Source organism: Bradyrhizobium sp. UFLA01-814, from assembly GCF_046718885.1.
Classification (GTDB): domain Bacteria; phylum Pseudomonadota; class Alphaproteobacteria; order Rhizobiales; family Xanthobacteraceae; genus Bradyrhizobium; species Bradyrhizobium elkanii.
This window is the reverse complement of record NZ_JAQOSR010000007.1, coordinates 22,789-46,094: the sequence shown is the minus strand read 5'-3', so window position 1 is coordinate 46,094 and position 23,306 is coordinate 22,789. Positions and strand designations below refer to the sequence as shown.

Below are 23,306 nucleotides of genomic sequence, written 5' to 3'. Positions count from 1 at the left end.
CTTCAATCGCTAACGCGGCCAGGAGGCGGACTGCCCGTATTGGCGATTGGCCCCAATCAGTCCGGCTCGCCAGTAGCGGCGATCCGTGCAGCGCGCGCATAGAAGGCCAGCTCGGTATCGCTCTCGATCAGCCCGTCAAGCAGCGCCTTCATGTCATTCTGGTCAGACGTCGATTGAAACGGTCCCGGCTGCCTTTCAATAGCCAGCACTGCAATGGCAAGCGCCTTCTTCACCAGATGCAGTTCGCGTCCCGTGAACTCTGCCATGGCGCCCACCTCAGCCATCGTGTCGACCCGTAAGCGCAGCTTAGCCGAACGGTTGGCGTACCGTGAGGAGAACGAGGCTTCGGCCGCAATCGACAGTGGGCTTGGACACGGCTCCTGCCAGCAGACGCCACCCCGCTTCCATGGCGCTGATCCTTGGTCCGGCCAGGAGCCTGACGCCATCAACCCGCGAGGGGTCGGCTTACGCTGAAGCGTGCCGCCACTTCGCCTTTACCTACGCGGTGATTGCGGCCCCTGGCCGGACACATCGGGCGCCTGTCGCGCGGGGATGGCGCCCGCCACAGCACAGGAGCCGGATCAATGTCTCAGTCTCTCGCTTTCGCCAATGGCTGGAGCCTCGCCGCCACCCTCATGGTCTGCGTCGTCATCTTCCGGGCCGGCACCGGCGGATACGGCGTCATGCCGGCCGCCGAATACGACGGCGATCCTGCTGCCGTCGTCCACGAATTCGATCCCTTTCCATGAGGAGGGAATGCCGTAGCGTGCCGGTTCGCCAGCGGAAGTCCTTTCGGATTTCCGCTCCCGATCACATTCCCTTTCGGCTATGCTCCGGCTTGCGCCGTGGTGGTGGTGGAAGACGCGACCGTCAGAATTGTATCTCGCGGAGACCACCATGATGATCCTTGGACCACCGCTCGTCATCGTCGGCATCGGCTTCTTGTGCTGGCTCATGTTCACGCTTGCCGTCTTTGCGCTGCCTTTCTTTGTCGGCCTGACGGTTGGCATCTGGGCCTTCGACACCGGCGCCGGTTTGCTCGGTGGTATGTTGATCGGTCTTTCGGCCGGTGGCGCGACCTTCGGCGTCGGACAATTCGCGCTCGGCTTCGTACCGTGGACGTGGTTGCGACTGCTGCTCATTCTCCTCTTCGTCGCGCCGGCAACCGTTGCCGGCTACAGCGCCACGCATGGGATCGCTCAAATGGTGATGCCGTCGGCGACCTGGCAGATGATCATCTCGGTCGTCGGCGCCATCGCGGTCAGCGTCACGGCGTTCCTGCGTTTCACAGGCGTGGCCGCGCCCGGACCAGCCGGACAAGGCTTGGTACGAGACTGATCCCGTCTCAGCGGAAGACGAGGCGGGACCAGATCATACTTTCGATAGCTACGCGGCCGTCGCCGTGTGAAGGCGTGGTGTTGATCGGAGCGGCGAAGCTCAGACCGATCGTCGCTCGAGCCCAGCGCGAGGCACCCGTGAGCGATGGTGGGCTCAGCCACGGCCAGGCCACGGTGCAATGCCGACTGGTATAGGTGGGGGCGTGCCGCCGAGCAATGTTCGTGGAAGCAACTGCCCGTTTTCGGTTCACGCGGGGAGGTTTCGTTCGCCCGTTCTCTTGCCGGATCCCAAGTTGGCGCATACGTCGCCACGTTCTCCTTGATGCCAGCTCTGTTTAGATCGAGCGCACCGAACGGCCTCTTCGATGGATTGATCTGGCCGAAGGCCGGCTGACGCCTCGACCGCCTATGGCGCAACAGCGGCGTCACAACTTTCTTCCCCTGCCGGCTGCGCCGTCATTCCTCGCGAGACAAGAAAGCTCCTCCTTTGCTGTCGAGCCCCTTCGGGGTGCGCCGTCGATCGCCTCCGGCCCTGTCGATCACCATCGAGGCCGCAAGGTGCGGGCTCGGAAAACAGAGATCAAGGAGAACTACCATGGCGACCATCGGCACCTTCAAGAAGACCGGCAACAACGAGTTCACCGGCGAAATCGTCACCCTCTCGCTCCAGGCGAGGAACGTCCGGATCGTCCCCGAAACCAGCCGCTCGGGCGACAATGCACCCAGCCACCGGGTCTATGTCGGCCGAGTTGAGATCGGGGCCGGCTGGTCCAAGCGCTCCAACGAGGGCCGCGATTATCTCGGTCTCAAGCTCGACGATCCGAGCTTCACGGCTCCGATCTTCGCCAACCTCTTCGACGACGAGGGCGGTGAGGGCTTCAGCCTGATCTGGTCCCGCCCCAGCCGTCGCAACGGCGACTGACCCGACCCAAAATGCCTCGCCCGGCTGGTCCGGGCGGGGCATCGCCATGTTGAAGGGCTGGGCGCGCGGACCTTTCCGGCGGTGGCGACGGCGCAGGTGTCGACGGCGTAGCAGATTCCGATCAACGACGGTGAGCCCGTTCCGGTTTGATTGGCCGTCTTTCATTGGCCTCCAACACGCTTTCGCCAATGTCATTCCACAGATGGCGACGAGTCGGTCCAGCACCGCGGGATCCCGTTCGATCTGGCCAAGCGCCAGAGCGCGCCATACTGCGACAATCTGGGCTGAAGCGCGCGACAATCGGGCTGGCGTCGGAGTCGCGGAGATGATTGCCCGATAATGTCGCGCGCAAGAGTTTTGTTGACTCTGATTGACCCGCTATAGCTTGACCAGCACAACTGAATAAGGGATGTTCAACGCCATGGTCGACAAGGACACCCACATTGTCTCCCGGTTTACCGGTATCCCCACAGGCGGGATGCCGGGATGCCGACCACGCTAACTCATCAAGCGTATCGCCAACTTTGGCCTCGCCCCATGCGGACGAGGTTTTCCGTTTTGTGAATGTGCCTCGTTCCGTCTAACCAGATGGAGAACATCATGGCACAGAATATCTACGACAATCCGGACTTCTTCGCCGGTTACAGTCAGCTTCCAAGACAGATTCGCGGCCTGGACGGTGCGCCCGAATGGCCTTCCATACGTGCGATGTTGCCGACGATTTCCGGCAAGCGCGTCGTCGATCTGGGATGCGGCTTTGGTTGGACATCGCGCTGGATGCGCAAGCAAGGCGCAACCTCGGTGCTTGGCCTGGACCTCTCCGAAAACATGATCAGCCGGGCAAAGGCAGATACCCACGATCCAGAAATTGAATACCGGATTGCAGACCTGGAGACAGTGGAGTTGCCAGGGGCAGCCTTTGATCTCGCCTACAGTGCACTCACTTTCCACTATATCAGGGATTTCAGCCGTCTCGTCCGCATGGTCCACCAGGCGCTCGTGCCGGGCGCGCATATGGTATTCACCATCGAGCATCCGATCTTCATGGCAGCGGTCCATCCGCAGTGGATCGCCGACGAGGAGGGGCGCAAGACGTGGCTGGTCAATGGCTACTCGATCGAAGGAGAGCGCCAGACCGACTGGTTTGCGAAAGGCGTGATCAAGTATCACCGGACCATCGGCACGACGCTCACCACATTGATCCGTTCAGGCTTCCGGATCCTTGCCGTCGAAGAGTTTGCCCCGTCTCCCGAGCAGATCACACAAACGCCAGAGCTGGAGGAAGAGTTGGAGCGACCGATGATGCTTCTTGTTTCCGCGCAACGGTAGCATTCAAAGTCAGATGTAGGCTAAATCGGGCCGTTCGGCGTATTTGTCGTCAATGGCTGCATTGCGTCGATCAGTAGTTTCTCGAATCCCTTTGGCCATTGTGCGCGTTATGCAGATATCGCCATAATGGCCATGCGACGTCCGGCTAGTCCGGGCGAGGTATTGCCAAGCTCAGGGCTCCGAAGGCGTTTCGTTGGCCGTGACGACGCGAGTGGGGAGGGCGTAACAGATCAGCGCCCGCGTCCCGGTTTGATCGGCCGTCTTTGATGGGCCTCTAAAACGCTATCGACGATGTCTTCCCAGTCGGGACAGATCGCGACGAGCCGGTCCAGCACCGTCGGATCGCGTTCGATCTGGCCGAGCGCCTGAGCGCGCCACTGCTCGTTGAAGCTGATGCTCATCAGCCCTAGGCATTCGACGACCGAACTGTCGGGCCGCAAGTGTTCCAACGTCGCCGTCACGATGCCTGTCCATTGTTGGATCAGGCGCCAGGGCTTTGGCTCGGCTCTAGACTCCAATTTCTCTTCTAGAAGGTCAATCAGTGCGAAGAACCGAGTTCGCCAAGGGTGGGGCCTGAGATCCGCGACATAGGCGTCTACCGTTTCGCGGATATCGACTGGCAAGTGCTCGTACAGGGCGGTCATTGCACCTACTCCATCTCGCCAACTACGCCTTCGTCCATTGGACCAGAGCAAGCGTTCTTTGGAGACAGATCAGATTTGCGTGAAGCCGGCCTATCCACTTATGCGTGACGCAACGTCGAGATGATTCCCAATGTGTTAGTGCCACCTTCGAGCACAAACGCATCTTGTTATCGCGCACGATGAGAATGAACCGTCGTTCGCCTAATCAGGTCAGTTGCTTCGACGCCCAGCGCCTCTGCGATTCGGCCCAGCACCGTCACGCTGGCCGACACATCGGCACGCTCGATTGCGCCAACGTAACGGACACTCAGTCCGGCGCGATCGGCCAACTCTTCCTGCGTCATCTTCTTCACATGACGACTCCGACGCAGATTGATCGCCATGACCTCCTTGAGATCCATGGCGACAAGGGAACCAATATCGGAACTATCGTTCCAGGAACGATCGTTCCGATTCGTGCAGCGCCATGCTATTCATAAGCTCTGCCCAAGGCATGTTTGCCGTTTGGGGGGAGCACCGCGATGCAGTCTGCGCATCGCGTGAAGGTCGCGTGACAATTCGCAGCTTGCAAAGTTCCGCACCCAAATGAATGTCTAGTGTTGCTTTGATGCTGAGGGGGAAATGATTGCAATGAACGAAGCGCCGTTTCAGGACCAGCCGCCACAAACCGATCGTGTGAACGCCTACGACGAGAAAAATCTCGCGATCTATATTCAGCTATTAATGGCTGAAGAAGAGGGCGCCGACTGGCGTGAGGTCGTCCAGGTGATTTTCGGTCTCGACCCTGCCCGAGAACCAGACCGTGCCAAAATCGTCCATGATAGCCATCTCGCGCGCGCCCGCTGGATGACGGAAGCCGGATATCGGCATCTGTTCGAGCCGCGGATGCAGTGACCGCGGTCGACAGTCACGCAAATTGTGATCGTAGGTGATGCAACCTACGGGTCTAGTTTGCCGGACTGTCTTTCGAGACGGTGGTGTGTCCGTCCTTCGGGACGACAGAACAAGAAAAGCAAGAGGATACACCCCATGCCCACACAGTATTGGCGCTCGCCGGAGACGATTGAGCGCCTGAAGCGGCTCGAGCGCCCGGGCTTCGCCCTTGAGTTCCTGCGCCGCAATGCTGAGTACCGCCGCGACTTCGCCCGCACACAGCATCAGATCGCGCGCGGCGGCGTTGATCCCGAGACTGTCCGTTCCGAACTTGCACGTCGTTGGGGGTTGCGGTTTCGCCCATGACCCAGGCACTCCGGTTGGGCTCGAACCAGCCCTATGGCTCCCCCAGGTATCACCGGGAACGCTGATCTTGGCGCCGGCGCCGTCCGGCTTCGATACCACCACATCCTTCGATCGCAACGTCCTCGGGCTGCCGCTCGTCGAGCGGACGGATGCCGACGGGCGTGAGCTGGTGATCGCAGACGAATCTGGTGAACTCCATATTCGCTTGCCGGACGAACAGGCGGCGCGCCGTCCCGCTGTGCTTCTGCCGCTCGACAGCATGTCCGAATTGCGACTTGAGGTGGCGCTACATTTGGTCCGCCGCCTTGGGGACCAGCGTATCGGTCTTCTGCCGGCGGCCTTGCGGCTGACATCGTTTCAAAGGCGGCGTTTGATCCAGCTCCTTCACGCCTTCGACGTTCACGACTTGGGCGGCGGCCCACGAGACGTGGCAGCGAAGGTGCTCGCCTCCGACCACGCCCAGCGCCGTTCGGTCGAGTGGAAGGATTCGCATGCCCGCCGTAAGGCGACCAGGCTCGTTCATGATTCAATCACCTTGGTCGAACGGGGGTATCTGAAACTTTTGTGCGGCCTCTGACCGGCCCGTCGACGCCTCTAAGCAACCGCCGTGATGACGCCAACCCGCGCCCCGCTGGTTACGCCTCGCTTCGTCTGATTGCGACGCGGGGGACACGCATCTGCGAAAATTTTCGTCCACCCCCAACGCCTGAACTCTCCGCCACTCTGGCCCCGACATGCCGCGACTTGGCCGCGGCGCTTCGAGACAAGACGGAGATCTCCCATGCTCGACCGGACCGCGCAGCTCACCACGCGCTACGTGCGCACCCCTGAGGCCGCGCGCCTGCTTGGCCTCTCGCCGCGCACGCTGGAGAAATACCGCTGCCATGGCAACGGCCCAACCTTCCGCAAGCTCGGCGGCCGCGTTGTCTACGCCATCGGCGATCTCGAAGCCTGGGCGGATCAGGCCGCCTGCAGTTCGACGTCCGATCCGCGCTACGTCGAGGCCCGCGCCGCCGGCCACGCGCACCGCTAAGGCAACGCTCGCCCATGTCGTCGCGCCGCCTCATCACGCCCAGCGAGCGAAGCAAGCTCGACCCGTTCGTTGTCGCCACCGGCGATGCCAGCCCGCGCGATCAGCGCGACCTGATGGAGCGGCCATTCTTCTCACTCGCCAAGGCCAAGCGCACGAGGCCGATCCTCTACGAGGCCGGCGACGTGCGCGTCGAAGTCTATGCGGTTCCCGAACACGGTATGGCGACGATCTGGGACGCCGACGTGCTGATTTGGGCGGCGAGCCAGATTGTCGAGGCTGAGAACCTCGGTCTGAAGACCTCGCGCTTCCTGCGCTTCACGCCCTACCAGCTTCTGATCGCAGTCGGCCGACAGACCGGGGCGCGCGAGTACAGGCTCTTGAAGGGCGCACTGGCCCGTCTGCAGGCGACCGTGATCCGCACCAGCATCCGGCAGGGCGAGCATTGGCGGCGGTACCAATTTTCCTGGATCAACGAGTGGGAGGAATGCGCGAGGCACGATGGTCGCGTGGAAGGCATGGAATTTGTTCTCCCAGACTGGCTCTATCGCGGCGTGATCGATCGCTCCCTCGTTCTCACGATCGATCCGGCGTACTTCCGACTGACCGGCGGGATCGAACGCTGGCTGTACCGCGTCGCTCGCAAGCATGCCGGTCGTCAGCCAAAAGGATGGCTGTTCGAGATCGCGCACCTCCACAAGAAATCCGGCAGCTTGGTGCGAGTTTCCGATTTCGCGCTGCAGATCCGACTTATCGCCGCACGCCAGCCACTCCCTGGCTACAGCTTACACATCGAACGCGAGGGACGCCGCGAGCTGCTTCGCATTCTGCCGGCAAAGTTGTCCACTGACCCTGTGGACGGCGCTGTGGAAGCGCTCGGGACTTCGCACGCAAACCCTATCTGGACTCCGCACGCAGCTCCATCGGGACTTCGCACGCACGTATTAGAATCTAACTTAGAGTCTAACTTAGAATCTAACTATTGTAGTGGACCTGTGCGTCGTGCGGATAACGCCGGCGCGAGCGCTGAGCCGCAGTCAAACAAGCACTCAAGCCGCCAACAATCTCTTCTGCTTTTCGACCACAAGGCGGGAGGCAAGCGATGATTGTCGCACTACTCAACCAGAAGGGTGGTGTCGGCAAGACCACGCTCGCTCTGCACCTCGCCGGTGAATGGGCGCTGAGCGGAAAGCGTGTGACCCTGATCGATGCCGACCCGCAGGGTTCGGCACTGGACTGGTCACAGCAGCGGGCGCGGGAGAACGTCTCACGGCTGTTCGGCGTCGTTGGCCTTGCCCGCGAATCGCTTCATCGCGAGGCGCGGGAGATCGCGCGCACTGCCGATCACGTTGTCATTGACGGACCGCCGCGCGTCGCTGGACTGATACGTTCGGCACTGCTGGCGGCCGACCTCGTGCTGATCCCCGTGCAACCGTCGCCGTTCGATGGCTGGGCGTCGGCTGAGATGCTGTCTCTGCTGCGTGAGGCCCGATTCCATCGTCCGCAACTGGCCGCTCGATTCGTGCTCAACTGTTATGGCGCGCGCTCCCTCATCGCCCGCGGGACGGCTGAGGCGCTCGCCGATCATGATCCGCCGGTGCTCGCGAGCACTATCGGTCAGCGCGTCGTCTTCGCTGACGCAGCGCAGTCAGGCCGGCTCGTCTTCGAGCTCGCCGAGCGGAGTGCAGCTGCCCGCGAGATCGCCGCGCTCGCCGCCGAAGTCGCGAGGTGCGGGCCATGAGCGAACGTTCGACCAAGCGCGGATTCACATCGCGACCTGGCAATGCCGAACGCTGGATCAAGGCCGGCGCGACCTCGCCGCGTCGCATGAATGACGCAGCGGGGTACACCGCGCGTCTAACCATCGATGTCACGCCGGCGCTGCGCGGTCGCATCAAGGTCGTCGCGTTCCAACGCGGCGTCACCGTCGCCGACATGCTGCGCGAATTGCTGGCCCGAGAATTCCCACTGAGACCGGAGAGCCGTCATGAACGACAATGAGGCCTTGCCGCCGCGTGCCGTGCCGGCCTCGCATCGGCGCGGCGTTGCGCTCACGCGTGTCGAGCTCACCTGGGTCGAGAAGAGGATTGAGCACTGGCTGCGCTTCGGCCGTCGCGCTGAAGAAAAGATCCTCGATCGCCGCCGCAGCGTTTCTAGTTTTGCGCCCGGCAGCATCTTCGGCTTCGTCCGCTGGGCTTCAAACGACTATGGCACCGTGGTCTCCCGCATGGACATAGTCCGCGCAGTGGAACCCGGCCAGCCCTATCAGACACTGCCCTTCGTGCGGCCGGGCGGCGAGATACTGCTGCGTGTCGATAGCTGGCCGAAGGTCGAGCGCGTGTTGCAGGCGGTCGACGCCATTGAGGCGCTCGCCATCGATCCGGCCGACGCCGCGCCCGAATACTGGCGGCATCTCCACAACCGCCTGGCCGCCGGCCACGCGCCGCGCGCCTACACGCGTGAGCAGCACGTCGCCTGGCTCAAGCGCCGGAGCGTCACGCCATGACCCGCTTAGGCTACATCGTGCTGACGTGCATACCAATGCTCACCGCCAGCGGCCTGGGATTCCTTCATCCCGCGCCGCGGCTGATCTGGAACGCCACCGCAAGCACGCCGACGGGCTTCTACACGCTGCATCCGGTCGGAGAGCTGCGCGCAATGGAATTGGTCGTGATGCGGCTACCAGAGCCGATCGCGAGCTTCCTCGCCGATGGCGGCTTTCTTCCGAAAGGTGTGCCGCTGCTGAAGCATGTGCTGGCGCTGCCCGGGCAGAGTGTGTGCCGGTCGGGCGAGACTGTCACCGTCGATGCTGTCGATGTCGGCGACGCGCACGATCGCGACCATCTCGGCCGTCCGCTGCCGCGCTGGAGCGGTTGCATCACCCTCCAGTCGGGCGAGGTCTTCCTCATGAACCCGACCGTTCCGGACAGCCTGGACGGCCGCTATTTCGGCTCGCTCCCTGTCACCTCGATCGTCGCACGCGCGGTCCCGCTTTGGACCGACGAGGCCGGCGACGGCCGCTTCGTCTGGCGCGCCGCCACCCATTGACCCGCTTCTTAAACCCGCCAACCAAGGAGGTTTCCCATGGCGCAAATCGGTCAGTTCACCCGCGAGAAATCCGGTTTCACTGGACGCATTGAAACGCTTTTCTTCGAGCGAATTCTCACCCTCGTCCCGGCCGAATCCTCAGATGCCGAGAACGCGCCCGACTACCGCGTTCGCCTCGGCGATGGCGAAGGACCCGAGATCGGCGCGGGCTGGAAGCGCACCGGCGAGAAGGCCGGCGACTATGTTTCGCTGATCATCGACGATCCCACGCTGTCGCGGCCGATCCGCGCCAATCTTTTCCAGTCCGGCGATGACAAATCGGTCTGGACGCTGAACTGGAATCGTCAGCCCCAGCGCGCCGAGCGGGACTGATCGCATGCAGGGGCTCGTCACGCGTGCCGGCGACAAGGCGCATCAAAGCTTCGTTTCCTTGTTCACGTCATCACATCGCCTCGTCCGGCTCAGGCGTCAGTTGGCCGTCGTGCGCCGCGGCAGTCAAGGGCGGGCGCAGGCTGGCGCGCCGCGCACATCCTTGCCGAGCGCGAGCACGATGGCTTGCTCACGTTATGGCGGAGACATGGCGGGTTTTGCCATTCTCCTGCTTGCCTGCCTGCTGGTATTTAGCGGACCAACGCCGGCGGTGTCAGCGCAGGCAGCAGCGGTGCAACGTCAACCGGCAAGCGATCGCTATGCCGCTCATGTGGCGGAAGCCGCGCGACGCTTTGGCATTCCGGCAGCCTGGATCCGCGCCGTCATGCGGATCGAGAGCGGTGGCGACCGGCGCGCCGTGTCACCCAAGGGCGCGCTCGGCCTGATGCAACTCATGCCCAAGACCTGGGCGGACATGCGCGCGCGCTACGGTCTCGGACGTGATCCCTTCGAGCCGCATGACAACATCCTCGCCGGCGCCGCCTTCCTTCGCGAGCTGCACGACCGCTACGGCTCGCCGGGTTTCCTCGCGGCCTACAATGCAGGTCCCGGCCGCTACGAGGATTTTCGCGATAGACATCGCCCGCTGCCCGCCGAGACGGTCGCCTATGTCGCGGCCATCGTCCCTTTTGTCGATGCGGAGAGCACGCCAGGACCTCTCCTCGTCGCGGCCTCTTCTCGTTCATCCTGGACACAGGCGCCGCTCTTTTTCGGGCGCGCTGACGGGCCGTCATCTGCCGCGCGAGTGGCATCCGATCGGCCAGCGCGCGACATGCCGGCTGCCGTTCCTGTGCACGATCTCTCGGCCATCGCGCCGCAGTCGGAAGGCCTGTTCGTCGCGCTCGGGGCAACGGGACGATCGCAATGACCGCACCGCATCGCCAACATGAAAACCCAGATCGATGCACGTCGGTGAGCACCCACGCTGCAGACATCTGGTCATTGGTCGCGCGATGGCTGCTTTCCGCTGCCATCAGTTGCGAATTCGTGCTCAAGCGTGTCTCAGCGCTCGTCTGCGAAGAGGAAAGAGCAGGGGACGGAGACGGGGAGGCAACGACCGAACGATGGCGAGATAAAAGGCCGCAATGTGCGGCTCGGTCGGTCGGTTGGTGTTGCTTTCGTTTTTTGCTGAACCGACAATGTGTGGCTGCGGCACGCAATGTGCGCCCCACCATCAACTCATTGCGCGGCTTCTCAATTTCGCACATTGCCGAGACTTGCCATGGCTGAGGAGAAGGAGTTTCAGGCTCGGCCTGGCCGCATCCGCTCGTCAAGGAGCCAGCGGGCAAAACCCTTCATCGCCCAGGCGCTTGCTGCCACTCAGCGCGCCGGCGGCGGCGTTTCGCGAGCTGGCCGCCTTACCAATCCTCGTCATTCGCGCTTCGGCCGCGGCCGGGTCGCCAGTGAGCGGGCGAACCGACTGCTGACTGGTCGCTCGCGTCTGGTGACGATCAAGACCCGAGTCGTCCGTCACACGGCACGCTCCGCGCCGCTCGCCGCGCACCTCGGCTATCTCCGGCGGGAGGGCGTCACCCGGGACGGGGAGAGGGCCCATCTGTTCGGCCCCGAGGCCGACGATGCCGATCCCAAGGCCTTTGCCGACCGCTGTCAGGGTAACCGGCACCACTTCCGCTTCATTGTCTCGCCGGAGGACGCAGCCGATATGGCCGACCTCAAGGGTTTCGCCCGCGAGCTCGTCAGCCAGATGGAAGTGGACCTCAGCACCAAGCTCGACTGGGTGGCCGTCGATCACTGGAACACCCAGCACCCGCACGTCCACATCCTCGTACGCGGCGTCGCCGAGGACGGCCAGGACCTCGTCATCTCCCGAGCCTACATCAAGGAAGGAATGCGCGCCCGCGCGCAGGACCTGGTCACTCAGGAACTTGGACTGCGCTCCGATCTCGACATTCACCGCTCGCTCGAGCGCCAGGTCGACGCCGAACGCTGGACCCAGCTCGATCGCCAGCTTGTTCGCGACGCAGGCCGGCACGGCGTCATCGACCTTGCACCCAATCCGGCGCAGCAGCCCGATCAGTTCCATGCGTTAAAGGTCGGCCGGCTGCGGCACTTGGAGAGCCTCGGCCTCGCGCATCAACTCGGGCCAGGCCAATGGGTCATGGACGAGGTCGCCGAGACGACATTGCGCGAGCTCGGCGATCGCGGCGACATTATTAAACGCATCCACCGCAGTCTGACCGAACGCGGTATCGAGCGCGGGACTGCGAATTATGTGCTTGCCGGCGAAAGCCTCGACGTTCCAGTCATCGGACGCCTCGTCGATCGCGGTCTCGACGACGAACTCAAGGCGACCGCCTATGCCGTGGTCGATGGCGTCGATGGGCGTACCCACCACATCAGGCTGCCCGATCTCGACGCCGCCGGCGACAGCGCACCGGGCTCGATCGTCGAGCTCCGCAAATTCGACGACGCGCGAGGGCAGCGCCGCGTGGCACTGGCCGTCCGTTCGGATCTTTCGATCGAAGCGCAAGTGACGGCAAGTGGCGCAACATGGCTCGACAGGCAGGTGGTAGCGCGCGATCCGGTGGCACTTGGCCAGGCCGGCTTCGGCGCCGAGGTCCGCGAAGCCATGGAACGGCGGGCCGATCAGCTCATCGAGCAAGGTCTCGCCGAGCGCCAGACGCGCGGATTGGTGTTCGCGAAGAACCTCGTCGGCACGCTGCGCCGTCGGGAGGTGGGAGCATTGGGTGAGCAGCTCGCGGCTGAGACTGGCCAGCCGTTCAATCCACCGGCCGCCGGCGACTATGTCGCCGGGACCTATCGACAGCGCTTCGCGCTCGCATCCGGCCGCTTCGCGATGATCGACGACGGTCTCGGCTTCCAGCTCGTGCCGTGGACACCCTCACTCGAAAAGCAGCTCGGCCGACATGTCTCCGGCGTCGCCCGCGATGACGGTGGCGTCGATTGGGGTTTTGGGCGCAGCCGGGGGCTCGGCCTGTGAGCCATCCCAGCAATCACCGAATCTAAGGAGAGGGCGACCGCCATGTCCGCGACTAAAATACTCTGGGGACAGGTCATCACAGTCTTAGCGATCGTCCTGCTGACGTTCTGGACCGCGACGGAATGGACCGCCTGGCGGCTCGGCTTCCAAGCCGAACTCGGGCAACCCTGGTTCGAACTGCTTCATTTTCCGTTCTACCTTCCACCTGCCTTCTTCTGGTGGTGGTACGCCTACGATGCCTATGCGCCGCATGTCTTCATTGAGGGCGCCTATATCGCCGCATCCGGCGGCATCATCGCTGCGGCGGTTGCGATCGGCATGTCAGTCTGGCGCGCGCGCGAAGTGAAGAATGCCGAGACCTATGGCTCGGCACGATGGGCCGAGCCGAAGGAGATCGAGCAGGCCGGGCTGCTTGGGCCTGATGGCGTGGTTCTCGGCCGGTTCGAGCGCGCCTATCTCCGTCATGATGGACCTGAGCATGTCCTGTGCTTCGCGCCGACCCGGAGCGGCAAGGGTGTCGGCCTCGTCATCCCGTCGCTGCTGTCCTGGCCTGGCTCGGCGATCGTCCACGACATCAAGGGCGAGAACTGGCAGCTCACCGCCGGCTTCCGTGCCCAGCACGGCCGCGTCCTCCTGTTCGATCCGACCAACGCGAAGTCGTCAGCCTACAACCCGTTGCTGGAAGTCCGCCGCGGCGAGTGGGAGGTGCGCGACGTCCAGAACATCGCCGACATCCTGGTCGACCCCGAAGGCAGTCTCGAGAAGCGGAACCACTGGGAGAAGACCAGTCACGCACTGCTGGTCGGCGCGATCCTCCACGTTCTCTATGCCGAGGAGGACAAGACGCTCGCCGGCGTCGCAGCCTTCCTGTCCGATCCCAAACGGCCGATCGAGTCGACGCTTGCCGCGATGATGCGGACGGCGCATCTCGGCGAGGGCGGCGTCCATCCCGTCGTCGCGTCCGCCGGGCGCGAGCTGCTGAACAAGTCCGGTAACGAGCGCTCCGGCGTCTTGAGCACCGCGATGTCGTTCCTCGGTCTCTATCGCGATCCTGTCGTCGCCGAGGTGACCCGGCGCTGCGACTGGCGTATCAGCGATATCGTCGCGGGCGAGCGGTCGACAACGCTGTACCTCGTCGTGCCGCCATCGGACATCAACCGCACCAAGCCGCTGATCCGGCTGATCCTCAACCAGATCGGCCGCCGCCTGACCGAGGATCTCCAGGCCAAGGCCGGACGGCGCCGGCTCCTCCTGATGCTCGACGAGTTCCCTGCGCTCGGCCGGCTCGACTTCTTTGAGTCAGCGCTCGCCTTCATGGCCGGCTACGGCATCAAGAGTTTCCTGATCGCCCAGTCGCTGAACCAAATCGAGAGGGCCTACGGGCCAAACAACTCGATCCTCGACAATTGTCACGTCCGGGTCAGCTTCGCGACGAATGACGAACGGACTGCGAAGCGGGTGTCCGACGCATTGGGCATGGCGACCGAGATGAAGGCGATGAAGAACTATGCCGGCAGCCGGCTGGCCCCTTGGCTCGGTCACCTCATGGTGTCGCGATCGGAGACCGCCCGCCCACTGTTGACGCCCGGCGAGATGATGCAGCTCCCGCCATCAGATGAGATCGTCATGATGTCGGGCCTGCATCCGATTCGCGCCAAGAAGGCGCGCTATTACGAGGATCGACGTTTCCAGGAGCGCATCCTGGCGCCGCCCGCGCTGACCAAACCCAACGACCGCCGGCCGGACGATTGGAGTTCACGGCCACTCCCGCCGCGCCCAACAGCGGCGCCGACCTCGGCCGACGACCAGACCGACGTCGAGGATCCGAAGACCGCCGACCGTCGGCGGCAACCGGAACTGGAGCGTGAGACCGTGGAGAAGAAGGAACCGCTCGACAACGAGTTTGCGTCTGAATTTGCCGACGAGCTCGCTGAAGATGCCCCGCGGATCAGGCGCATGAATGACATGATGCAGGGCGTCGCGCGCCAAGCGTCGCTCGATCCTGGTGACGATCTCGGATTGTGAGGCAGGCATGACCGCGCCGAAGAAGAAAGCCCAGATGTCGGTCTATCTCGATCAGGACGTCATGAAGGCGCTGTCGGCCTATGCCGCCCGGCGTGAGCAGCCGATGTCGCTCATCGCCGAAGCCGCGATCGCGTCCTTCCTGTCGCCGGACGCCGACGAGCGGCGGGAGGCCGCTATTGCCAAGCGCCTCGACCAAGTCGATCGCCGCATCGCGCGGCTCGAGCGCGACATGGGGATCTCGGTCGAGACCATGGCCTTGTTCGTCCGGTTCTGGCTCACGACGACACCGCCACTCCCCGAACCAGCTGCAAAGGCAGCGCGGGCGCAAGCGGGCGCGCGTTACGACAATTTCGTCGCCGCCCTCGGGCGACGGCTCAGTCAAGGACCGAAGCTGCGGCAGGAGATCCCGGAGGATATTCAGGAGAGCGAGTCGACGGGCGGGTAGCCGCCTATTCGTCCGATGACCGCTCACCTGCGTGGACGAAAATCCAGCCGCGCGGCGATTCAAGACCGTGCATCGCAAGCAGTTCCAACGCGAGAACCGACATTGCGCCGCCGATTTCCTCAACGCACGCGGACGCGTCTGACGATGTCGGCGGCTCACGTCGCAGAAGGGCCAACGGACATGCGTTTCGATTTCGCATTAGCGATCCAACGTCGCGCGCTCGGCCTGACGAAGAAGCACAATTTCATATCGCCGAATAACGATCGAAAGCGCAGATCCCGCGCCAATAAACAATACCAGTGACACCAGGCTGAGCGCTTTAGAAATCTTATAGATTTCGGTTCCGGCAGCGTAGGCACCGAAGCCGAAGAGACACGCCCAGCAAATGCCCCCAATCACATTGAAGAAGAAAAAGCGACCCGCGGCCATGCCATTTGCGCCAGCAAGCAAAGCCGCAAACATTCGTAGGACCGCGATAAAGCGACCAAAAAATACGACGGCGCTCCCATACCGAAAAAACAGATAGCGACCGATCAGCAATCGATTTTCATCGAGACGAATGTACCGTCCGTATTCTTGAAGAAGCGGCATTCCGAAGCGACGCCCGACCGTGTATCCGATCCCGTCTCCGACGATCGCACCTGCAGCGGCCGCGGCTACAACGACAGCGATATCGATCTGATCGGTGGCGGCGGCCAGAAGAGCCGCAGCAACTAGGATCGTCTCTCCGGGAAGCGGCACGCCGGCGCTTTCCAGCGCAACAACGACGGAAATGATCCAAGGTCCATGGCTTTGGATCAAACGAATCAAAGAACTTGAGAAAGAGGCAAGGTCCATTTTCTAAGACTGCCTGCTACGCATTTTCTATGCTTTCCGAGCGTGGAGATCGCGTTGACGAGCATGGATTTTCAAGAGATGCTGCCCCACAGCATCTGCATCGTTTTGCCTAAAACCGATGACTTCCGGTCTGCCTCTCGCACCTGCTCGGGGCCGGCCGCCATGTCGCACAAGGGCAACAAGCAGCAAGCACCACAGGAGCCGTTTCGCACCGACAAGATGTTGGGGCCGGTTGCCGCTGCCCTGATCACGGCGGAGTCCTGTTCGATTCCTTCCTAAAATTCGCTTCGATCAGGTAGAGCCGACGGCACCGCAGGCGCGCTCGTTGACATCCATCCTTTGCGCAAAGAGCACTCCTGAAGCACCTTACCTGAAGGCCACAGAATCTTGCTTAGTCGCACCATACAGACCCGATCGCCCCCCAAGGCTCCCAATTCTCCAGCGGCTCGATCTTTTTCGAACCTGCATCGAATCTTACCGGTCTGCCGCAAATGTATCTCGCGTCCGTCAATTCAATCTCCTTATTGCCAGTCCAAAAATCAAGCCAACCATGAGGTTTGCAAATATGTGTCGGCATAACGTTTGGTATGGCGATTTCGTATCTAATCCAATCACAATCCTTGTACATTGGATTGTCGGCCGGCACGGTATTACAGAAGTATTTCGATGGCCTTGCGTTGGGGCCGGGGCGTGGTTCTGTGGTAATAAGGCGAATGCCAGTAAAGTGAGCCCGTCCGGGCGGCTTGGGATCGTCAGGTGTCTCGATTCGACATTTGCCGAGGTCGACATCAATCAGGTACTCCTTATCCTCTACGTCATATCGAAAATTGATATAATCCGGATACGCGCTCTTGCTGACAAAGTCGTTTTGATACCAACGGCCGTGAACTGGATCTTCAGAAGTTATCTCTGCCGAAAAAAACACACTCTTTCCGGCATTAGTCGTAAAGGCAAGCAGGGCTCCGTGAACGCAGGGGCGACTTGCGGTTGTATTTCTTACTGTCACGCTTGTGACTGACATTAGATAGCAGCGATCAGAAAAAAATAAATGCGGTAAAAATACTACTGCGCATAGCGATAACGCCAATACTGTAAGAACTACGGGCAAAAATCTCCTGATTAGGAGTCCTTGCAGCTTCCGCTTGACCAAAAGAAGTAATCTATAAAGCCGACGCAAGATGGGAGAGTTTTCAATAATCTCTCTCCAATGGCTTTGGAAAAAATCTCTGACTATCCCTATTATTCTTTCGAACATTGGCGATGCCCTCTGAAGATCGAAATATTTCGACAACCGCACTGGACCATAAACTCACAAATCGGGTGGCGTAACGCATCGAAGTTGAAGGTCCGCCTTGCTCTGGAAGCAGGCATCTAAAGCGGGCCAGATGGACAGTCGCGATGCGGTTGATCCGAGGGCCTGAGCATATGCCGCTTTGGCGAGCTCAGGGCTGCGGTGATCGCCGTACCCGTTACGACGTCCCGCCGTCGCATGTGCCCCCCCTTTAAAAGGACCCGGCCAAGGGAATGGATAGGATAGCACTTTGCGGCGGGGACTTAATAGGCAGCCTCTCTAGGAAGGCACTTGATTCGGGATGTTCGAGATGGCTCAACAGCGTCGCTTTCACAACACGGCGCTCTCTTCGATCCAACCTGAACAGCAGACGTTGGAGCCGAATTTCCGACTAGGGCAGGGACTGCGCAGCCACAACCTGATTGATTGACGCAAGCTGTTGCAGAGATCCGTGGTCACGGTCCGATCAGCACGCTTTCGATCCAGCAAGTCTTTTTACTCGGCTCTACGCTGCACTTCTACACCGGCTGAATACTTGTTGAACTAACCCATTTCCTGCCTCTTCTATTCATCCCCATCGCCCATCGCACTTTGTGATTGGCGTTCGACGGGGGACGATCGTGGGGGTCACTTCAATCCATTCGGAAGCCTTCTCGCGTGGCGCGCGCATGCTGCGCACTGCGCTTGGCCCGGCAATTACGACTTTCCTCGAAGACCCCTCGATCGTCGAGGTGATGCTCAACCCCGATGGTCGGCTGTGGATCGATCGGCTGTCAGGCGGCCTGGAGGATAGCGGACGGACGATGACGGCGGCCGATGGCGAGCGCATCGTGCGCCTGGTCGCGCACCATGTCGGTGCCGAGGTCCATGCCGGAAGCCCCCGCGTCTCTGCCGAGCTCCCCGAGACGGGAGAGAGGTTCGAGGGGCTGGTTCCGCCTGTCGTTGCGGCGCCTGCCTTTGCGATCCGCAAACCCGCCGTCGCGGTGTTCACGCTCGATGACTACGTCGCCGCTGGTACGATGACCGCCAGTCAAGCGACGGCTCTGAAGGCCGCTGTCGCTTCGCGCAACAACATCCTGGTCGCTGGTGGCACCTCGACCGGCAAGACCACGCTCACAAACGCACTGCTCGCCGAAATCGCCGGCACCACTGATCGCGTTGTGCTGATCGAGGACACGCGCGAGCTACAGTGCCGGGCGCCTAATCTGGTCGCGCTGCGCACCAAGGACGGCGTCGCGTCGCTGTCGGACCTGGTCCGGTCCTCGCTGCGTTTGCGCCCCGACCGTATTCCGATCGGGGAGGTGCGGGGCAGCGAAGCCTTGGAGCTCCTCAAAGCCTGGGGCACCGGCCATCCCGGCGGGATCGGAACGATTCACGCAGGCTCCGCGCTGGGCGCGCTTCGACGCCTCGAGCAGCTCATCCAGGAAGCCGTCCTCACCGTTCCCAAGGCGCTGATCGCCGAGACGATTGATCTCGTAGCGGTGCTGCGCGGCCGCGGCAGTGAACGCCGCCTTGCCGAACTTGCTCTCGTCGCCGGCCTCGATCCCGCCACCGGCGATTACCGTGTCCAGTCCGCCGGGGCGGGCGGCGGCCCCTCGCTTGCCGGAGACCCATCATGATTCAGTTTGCTTCCGTGATCCGAAGCATGCGCCGCCACTTCACCGGTGTCGCGGCGATCGCCTTCATCTCCGTCGCGTTCGCGCCCGCGGCCTACGCCTCCGGCTCCTCGATGCCGTGGGAGACGCCGCTCAATCAGATCCTGGAGTCGGTGCAGGGACCGGTCGCCAAGATCATCTCCGTCATCATCATCACCGTGACAGGGCTAACGCTTGCGTTCGGCGACACAGCCGGCGGCTTCCGCCGGCTGATCCAGATCGTCTTCGGCTTGTCGATCGCCTTCGCCGCGTCGAGCTTCTTCCTGACCTTCTTCAGCTTCTCGGGCGGGGCGCTGGTCTGATGGCTGCGGTTGTCGATCCAGAGGTGCCGGGCTTTTTCGCGCCGGTTCATCGCGCGCTCACCGATCCGATCCTGATGGGCGGCGCGCCGCGCAGCGTCGCGATCGCCAACGGCACGTTGGCGGCGGCCATCGCGCTTGGCCTGCGCCTGTGGATCCCCGGCGCGCTGATCTGGGCCGTGGGGCACGCCGCCGCCGTCTGGGCGGCCAAGCGCGACCCGCAGTTCGTGGACGTCGTTCGGCGTCATCTCCGCTATCCGCCCTATCTTGCCACATGAGGCTTCCATGCTGAACCTCGCCGAATATCGCAATCGGCCCGCCAGCCTTCCCGATTTTCTGCCCTGGGCCGCTCTGGTCGAGCGCGGTGTGGCCCTCAACAAGGACGGATCGTTCCAGCGGACGGCGCGCTTCCGCGGTCCGGATCTCGACAGCGCGACGTCTGCGGAGCTGGTCGGCGTTACGGCCCGCCTCAACAACGCGTTGCGCCGCCTCGGCTCAGGATGGGCGATCTTTGTCGAGGCCCAGCGGATCGCCGCCCAGACCTATCCGTACAGCGCCTTTCCCGATGCGGCATCCGCGCTGGTCGATCTGGAGCGGCGGGACGCTTTCGAGGAGGCCGGCGCGCATTTCGAGAGCCGCTATTTCCTGACCTTCGTCTGGCTTCCGCCGGCCGAGGACGCCTCGCGGATCGAGGGCTGGCTCTATGAGGGCCGCGCGCAGAGCGGCGTCGATCCGTATGAGCTGCTGCGCGGCTTCGTCGATCGGACCAATCGCGTCCTGCAACTGGTCGAAGGCTTCATGCCCGAGGTGGCCTGGCTGGATGATGGTGACACGCTCACCTACCTGCACTCGACCATCTCGACCCGGCAACAGCGCGTCCGCGTTCCCGAGACGCCGATGCATCTCGACGCGCTGCTCGCGGACGAGCCGCTCGCCGGCGGCCTTGAGCCGCGCCTCGGCAGCCATCACCTTCGCACGCTCACGGTGGTCGGTTTTCCGACCGCGACCCATCCCGGAGTCCTCGATGAGCTGAACCGGCTTGCCTTCCCTTACCGCTGGTCGACCCGCGCGATCCTCCTCGACAAGACCGAGGCGGTGAAGCTGCTGACCAGGATCCGCCGACAGTGGTTCGCCAAGCGAAAGTCGATCGCCGCTATCGTCAAGGAGGTGATGACGAACGAGGCCTCGACACTGGTCGATAGCGACGCGGCCAACAAGGCCACTGACGCCGATCTCGCCTTGCAGGAACTGGGCACCGACGACGTCGGCCAGGCCTACGTCACCGCGACCGTCACCGTCTGGGATGAGGACCCCGGCCGCGCCACTGAGAAGCTTCGCCTCGTCGAGAAGGTCATCCAGGGTCGCGACTTCACCTGCATGCCGGAAGGGGTGAATGCGCTCGAGGCCTGGCTCGGCTCGCTACCGGGCCACGCCTATGCCAACGTCCGCCAGCCGCCGCTCTCGACATTGAACCTGGCCCACATGATTCCGCTTTCGGCGGTCTGGGCTGGACCTGCGCGCGACGAGCATTTTCGTGCCGCCCCGCTGTTCTTTGGCAAGACCGAGGGCTCGACGCCGTTCCGCTTCTCGCTGCATGTCGGAGACGTCGGACATACCTTGATCGTCGGCCCGACTGGCGCCGGTAAGTCCGTGTTGCTGGCGCTGATGGCGATCCAGTTCCGCCGTTACCGCAAAAGTCAGATCTTCGCCTTCGATTTCGGCGGTTCGATCCGTACCGCGGCGCTTGCGATGGGAGGCGACTGGCACGACCTCGGCGGCAGCCTGTCGAACAGTGCCGAGAACTCCGTCTCGCTTCAACCGCTCGCGCGCATCGGCGATGCGGCGGAGCGCGCCTGGGCGGCCGAATGGGTGACCGCGATCCTCGCCAAGGAAGGCGTTACCATCGACCCGACCGCGAAGGAGCATGTCTGGTCGGCGCTAACCTCACTGGCTTCCTCGCCGGTCGAGGAGCGGACGATCACCGGCCTGACGGTTTTGTTGCAATCGACCGCGCTCAAGCAGGCGCTGCAACCCTTTTGCGTCGGCGGCGCTTCCGGCCGGCTACTCGACGCTGAGGTTGAGCAGCTCGGCTTGGCGTCAGTCCAGGCTTTCGAGACCGAAGGCCTGATCGGTGCTGGCGCTGCGCCCGCCGTCCTCACCTACCTCTTCCATCGCATCGAGGGACGGCTTGATGGCCGGCCGACGCTCCTCATCATCGACGAGGGTTGGCTTGTTCTCGACGATCCGGCCTTTGCCCAGCAGCTTCGCGAATGGTTGAAGACGCTCCGGAAGAAGAATGCGTCCGTCGTCTTCGCCACGCAATCGCTCTCCGATATCGACGGCAGCAACATCGCGCCCGCGATCGTCGAGAGTTGCCCGACGCGGATCTTCCTGCCGAACGAGCGCGCCATCGAGCCCCAGCTCACGGCGATCTATCGGCGCTTTGGCCTGAATGATCGCCAGATCGAGATCATCGCGCGAGCGACGCCGAAGCGCGATTACTACTGTCAGTCGCGGCGAGGCAATCGGCTCTTCGAGCTAGGACTCGGGCCGGTCGCGCTCACCTTCTGCGCGGCATCCTCAAAGGCTGATCATGCCGCAATCGAACGGCTGCTCGCCGAGCATGGCCGCGAGGATTTTACGGCGGCCTGGCTCGCGGATCACGAGCTCCTGTGGGCCGCCGATCTCATCCCTGACCTGACAAACCTGGAGGTGCAATCATGACCGACCGCTCGACGCGGCGTACCGGCTTACTGGCCGCGACCGCCCTGTCGCTCACCCTATTGATTCAGCCGCTTTTGACGGGGCCGGCGTCCGCGCAGGTGATCGTCTACGATCCCAGCAACTTCAGTCAGAACGTGCTGACAGCGGCGCGCGAGCTGCAGCAGATCAACAATCAAATCCAGATGCTGACCAACCAGGCCCAAAGCCTGGTGAACCAGGCGAAGAACCTCGCCAGCCTGCCGATGTCGACGCTGGCTCAGCTCCAGTCGACGATCGCGCGAACCCAATCGCTTCTGACGCAAGCGCAGAACATTTCTTTCAACGTTCAGCAAATTCAAACCGCGTATTCCAGCAGCTACGGCGCGGCGCCGACCGCGGGATCCAACGCGATGCTGTTCGCCGCCGCCCAAACCCGCTGGCAGAACTCGGTTGGCGCATTCGAGGACTCGCTGAAGGTCCAGGCCGGCGTCGTCGGCAATATCTCGACCAATTCCAGCGCGATGACGTCGCTGGTATCAGCCAGCCAGTCGGCCAGTGGCGCCCTGCAAGCCGCCCAGGCCGGCAACCAGCTTCTCGCCCTGCAATCCCAGCAGCTTTCGGATGTTGTCGCGGTTCTCGCCGCCAAGGGACGGGCGGATGCGCTGGAGCAGGCGCGCGTGACGGCAACGGAGTCGCAAGGCGCCCAGCAATACAAGATCTTCGCGACGCGCGGCGGCTACCAGCCCGGCAACGTCACCATGTTCAGCGGCAACTGAGGCGCGGAAGATGGATCGCTCGGATTTTTGGCGCGCAGTGGCGATGGTTATTCTGCTGGCCGTCTTCATGGCGACGCTGTCCTACATCCATCGGCGTCCCACGCCGCCGCCGCGGGAGCTATCGGACGCTCCGGCCATCTCCGCACCCGACGATCTCTCGGCCGAGCTGCGCCGCTGCCGTGCGCTTGGCCCCCAAGATGCCGAAGATCCGCACTGCAGAGCGGTCTGGGAGGAGAACCGCGCGCGCTTCTTCGGCAGGCCGGCGCGGCCACTTCTGCCGCAGGCCGCGCCGGCCACGTCGTCGACCACAGGCGCCACGGAAGGAGGGAGGTAGG

The 23,306-nt window shown here is 62.9% G+C and carries 29 protein-coding genes; 25 read left to right on the top strand and 4 right to left on the bottom strand.

The window, feature by feature from the left end; all coding sequences use genetic code 11:
- Positions 1-56: 56 nt before the first annotated feature.
- On the bottom strand, positions 57-266 hold the full coding sequence (locus PMN64_RS03775; RefSeq protein WP_411779767.1) for a hypothetical protein: 210 nt from the start codon (positions 264-266) through the stop codon (positions 57-59).
- Positions 267-584: 318 nt separating this feature from the next.
- On the opposite strand from PMN64_RS03775, the gene PMN64_RS03770 reads away from it, so the two are divergent.
- From PMN64_RS03770 to PMN64_RS03755, 4 genes are all read left to right on the top strand, one after another.
- The gene (locus PMN64_RS03770) at positions 585-749 is read left to right on the top strand and encodes a hypothetical protein (protein ID WP_411779766.1); all 165 of its coding nucleotides are present in this window, start codon (positions 585-587) and stop codon (positions 747-749) included.
- A 148-nt stretch (positions 750-897) separates the two neighbouring features.
- Positions 898-1,338: a hypothetical protein gene (locus tag PMN64_RS03765; protein WP_411779765.1), complete on the top strand. Its 441-nt coding sequence runs from the start codon at positions 898-900 to the stop codon at positions 1,336-1,338.
- 594 nt (positions 1,339-1,932) lie between these two features.
- Positions 1,933-2,259 carry a DUF736 domain-containing protein gene (locus PMN64_RS03760; protein ID WP_411779764.1) on the top strand — a complete coding sequence of 109 codons (327 nt, stop codon included), beginning with the start codon at positions 1,933-1,935 and terminating at the stop codon, positions 2,257-2,259.
- A 600-nt stretch (positions 2,260-2,859) separates the two neighbouring features.
- The gene (locus PMN64_RS03755) at positions 2,860-3,588 is read left to right on the top strand and encodes a class I SAM-dependent methyltransferase (RefSeq protein ID WP_411779763.1); all 729 of its coding nucleotides are present in this window, start codon (positions 2,860-2,862) and stop codon (positions 3,586-3,588) included.
- A 230-nt stretch (positions 3,589-3,818) separates the two neighbouring features.
- Here the strand turns inward: PMN64_RS03755 and PMN64_RS03750 are convergent, their stop codons facing one another.
- A complete protein-coding gene (locus PMN64_RS03750) occupies positions 3,819-4,232 on the bottom strand; it encodes a hypothetical protein (protein ID WP_411779762.1) in 414 nt (137 codons plus the stop codon).
- 167 nt (positions 4,233-4,399) lie between these two features.
- Positions 4,400-4,633, bottom strand: a complete 234-nt coding sequence (locus tag PMN64_RS03745; RefSeq protein ID WP_411779761.1) for a helix-turn-helix domain-containing protein — start codon at positions 4,631-4,633, stop codon at positions 4,400-4,402.
- 229 nt (positions 4,634-4,862) lie between these two features.
- Between PMN64_RS03745 and PMN64_RS03740 the strand changes: the two genes are divergently transcribed.
- From PMN64_RS03740 to PMN64_RS03675, 14 genes are all read left to right on the top strand, one after another.
- Positions 4,863-5,126, top strand: coding sequence for a DUF2285 domain-containing protein (locus PMN64_RS03740; RefSeq protein ID WP_411779760.1), 264 nt, complete (start codon positions 4,863-4,865; stop codon positions 5,124-5,126).
- A 135-nt stretch (positions 5,127-5,261) separates the two neighbouring features.
- Entirely contained in the window at positions 5,262-5,471 is a 210-nt protein-coding gene (locus PMN64_RS03735; RefSeq protein WP_411779759.1) for a transcriptional regulator domain-containing protein, read from the top strand.
- A gap of 67 nt (positions 5,472-5,538) precedes the next feature.
- Complete coding sequence (locus tag PMN64_RS03730; RefSeq protein WP_411779758.1) at positions 5,539-6,048, top strand: DUF2285 domain-containing protein; 510 nt, start codon at positions 5,539-5,541, stop codon at positions 6,046-6,048.
- A 204-nt stretch (positions 6,049-6,252) separates the two neighbouring features.
- Positions 6,253-6,504: a helix-turn-helix transcriptional regulator gene (locus PMN64_RS03725; RefSeq protein WP_411779757.1), complete on the top strand. Its 252-nt coding sequence runs from the start codon at positions 6,253-6,255 to the stop codon at positions 6,502-6,504.
- A 14-nt stretch (positions 6,505-6,518) separates the two neighbouring features.
- The gene (locus PMN64_RS03720; protein ID WP_411779756.1) at positions 6,519-7,607 is read left to right on the top strand and encodes a replication initiator protein A; all 1,089 of its coding nucleotides are present in this window, start codon (positions 6,519-6,521) and stop codon (positions 7,605-7,607) included.
- Entirely contained in the window at positions 7,604-8,242 is a 639-nt protein-coding gene (parA, locus tag PMN64_RS03715; RefSeq protein WP_411779755.1) for a ParA family partition ATPase, read from the top strand. The genes PMN64_RS03720 and parA overlap by 4 nt, the downstream gene beginning before the upstream one ends.
- Positions 8,239-8,502 carry a hypothetical protein gene (locus PMN64_RS03710; protein WP_411779804.1) on the top strand — a complete coding sequence of 88 codons (264 nt, stop codon included), beginning with the start codon at positions 8,239-8,241 and terminating at the stop codon, positions 8,500-8,502. The genes parA and PMN64_RS03710 overlap by 4 nt, the downstream gene beginning before the upstream one ends.
- Complete coding sequence (locus PMN64_RS03705) at positions 8,489-9,007, top strand: DUF2840 domain-containing protein (RefSeq protein ID WP_411779754.1); 519 nt, start codon at positions 8,489-8,491, stop codon at positions 9,005-9,007. The genes PMN64_RS03710 and PMN64_RS03705 overlap by 14 nt, the downstream gene beginning before the upstream one ends.
- Positions 9,004-9,549 (top strand): S26 family signal peptidase, encoded by a 546-nt coding sequence (locus PMN64_RS03700; protein WP_411779753.1) that lies wholly within the window; start codon positions 9,004-9,006, stop codon positions 9,547-9,549. Before PMN64_RS03705 ends, PMN64_RS03700 begins: the two co-directional genes overlap by 4 nt.
- A gap of 36 nt (positions 9,550-9,585) precedes the next feature.
- A complete protein-coding gene (locus PMN64_RS03695; RefSeq protein WP_411779752.1) occupies positions 9,586-9,921 on the top strand; it encodes a DUF736 domain-containing protein in 336 nt (111 codons plus the stop codon).
- A 4-nt stretch (positions 9,922-9,925) separates the two neighbouring features.
- Positions 9,926-10,846: a lytic transglycosylase domain-containing protein gene (locus PMN64_RS03690; RefSeq protein ID WP_411779751.1), complete on the top strand. Its 921-nt coding sequence runs from the start codon at positions 9,926-9,928 to the stop codon at positions 10,844-10,846.
- A gap of 354 nt (positions 10,847-11,200) precedes the next feature.
- Positions 11,201-12,940 (top strand): relaxase/mobilization nuclease domain-containing protein, encoded by a 1,740-nt coding sequence (locus PMN64_RS03685; protein ID WP_411779750.1) that lies wholly within the window; start codon positions 11,201-11,203, stop codon positions 12,938-12,940.
- Between the two features lie 42 nt (positions 12,941-12,982).
- Positions 12,983-14,965: a conjugal transfer protein TraG gene (locus tag PMN64_RS03680; protein WP_411779749.1), complete on the top strand. Its 1,983-nt coding sequence runs from the start codon at positions 12,983-12,985 to the stop codon at positions 14,963-14,965.
- A gap of 7 nt (positions 14,966-14,972) precedes the next feature.
- A complete protein-coding gene (locus PMN64_RS03675) occupies positions 14,973-15,410 on the top strand; it encodes a CopG family transcriptional regulator (protein WP_411779748.1) in 438 nt (145 codons plus the stop codon).
- A gap of 198 nt (positions 15,411-15,608) precedes the next feature.
- Here PMN64_RS03675 and PMN64_RS03670 read toward each other — a convergent pair whose 3' ends face one another.
- Positions 15,609-16,247 carry a DedA family protein gene (locus tag PMN64_RS03670; protein WP_411779747.1) on the bottom strand — a complete coding sequence of 213 codons (639 nt, stop codon included), beginning with the start codon at positions 16,245-16,247 and terminating at the stop codon, positions 15,609-15,611.
- Positions 16,248-16,301: 54 nt separating this feature from the next.
- Here PMN64_RS03670 and PMN64_RS03665 point away from each other — a divergent pair, with 54 nt between their 5' ends.
- The 7 genes from PMN64_RS03665 to trbK-alt all read left to right on the top strand — a co-directional run bounded on the left by PMN64_RS03665 (position 16,302) and on the right by trbK-alt (position 23,305).
- On the top strand, positions 16,302-16,526 hold the full coding sequence (locus tag PMN64_RS03665; RefSeq protein WP_411779746.1) for a hypothetical protein: 225 nt from the start codon (positions 16,302-16,304) through the stop codon (positions 16,524-16,526).
- A gap of 1,632 nt (positions 16,527-18,158) precedes the next feature.
- On the top strand, positions 18,159-19,157 hold the full coding sequence (trbB, locus tag PMN64_RS03660) for a P-type conjugative transfer ATPase TrbB (RefSeq protein ID WP_411779803.1): 999 nt from the start codon (positions 18,159-18,161) through the stop codon (positions 19,155-19,157).
- A 26-nt stretch (positions 19,158-19,183) separates the two neighbouring features.
- On the top strand, positions 19,184-19,495 hold the full coding sequence (locus PMN64_RS03655; RefSeq protein ID WP_411779802.1) for a TrbC/VirB2 family protein: 312 nt from the start codon (positions 19,184-19,186) through the stop codon (positions 19,493-19,495).
- On the top strand, positions 19,495-19,770 hold the full coding sequence (locus PMN64_RS03650) for a VirB3 family type IV secretion system protein (protein ID WP_411779745.1): 276 nt from the start codon (positions 19,495-19,497) through the stop codon (positions 19,768-19,770). Before PMN64_RS03655 ends, PMN64_RS03650 begins: the two co-directional genes overlap by 1 nt.
- A gap of 7 nt (positions 19,771-19,777) precedes the next feature.
- A complete protein-coding gene (trbE, locus tag PMN64_RS03645; RefSeq protein ID WP_411779744.1) occupies positions 19,778-22,216 on the top strand; it encodes a conjugal transfer protein TrbE in 2,439 nt (812 codons plus the stop codon).
- Entirely contained in the window at positions 22,213-22,971 is a 759-nt protein-coding gene (gene trbJ / locus PMN64_RS03640; RefSeq protein ID WP_411779743.1) for a P-type conjugative transfer protein TrbJ, read from the top strand. Before trbE ends, trbJ begins: the two co-directional genes overlap by 4 nt.
- 10 nt (positions 22,972-22,981) lie before the next feature.
- Positions 22,982-23,305: a putative entry exclusion protein TrbK-alt gene (trbK-alt, locus tag PMN64_RS03635; RefSeq protein ID WP_411779742.1), complete on the top strand. Its 324-nt coding sequence runs from the start codon at positions 22,982-22,984 to the stop codon at positions 23,303-23,305.
- Position 23,306 lies beyond the last annotated feature (1 nt).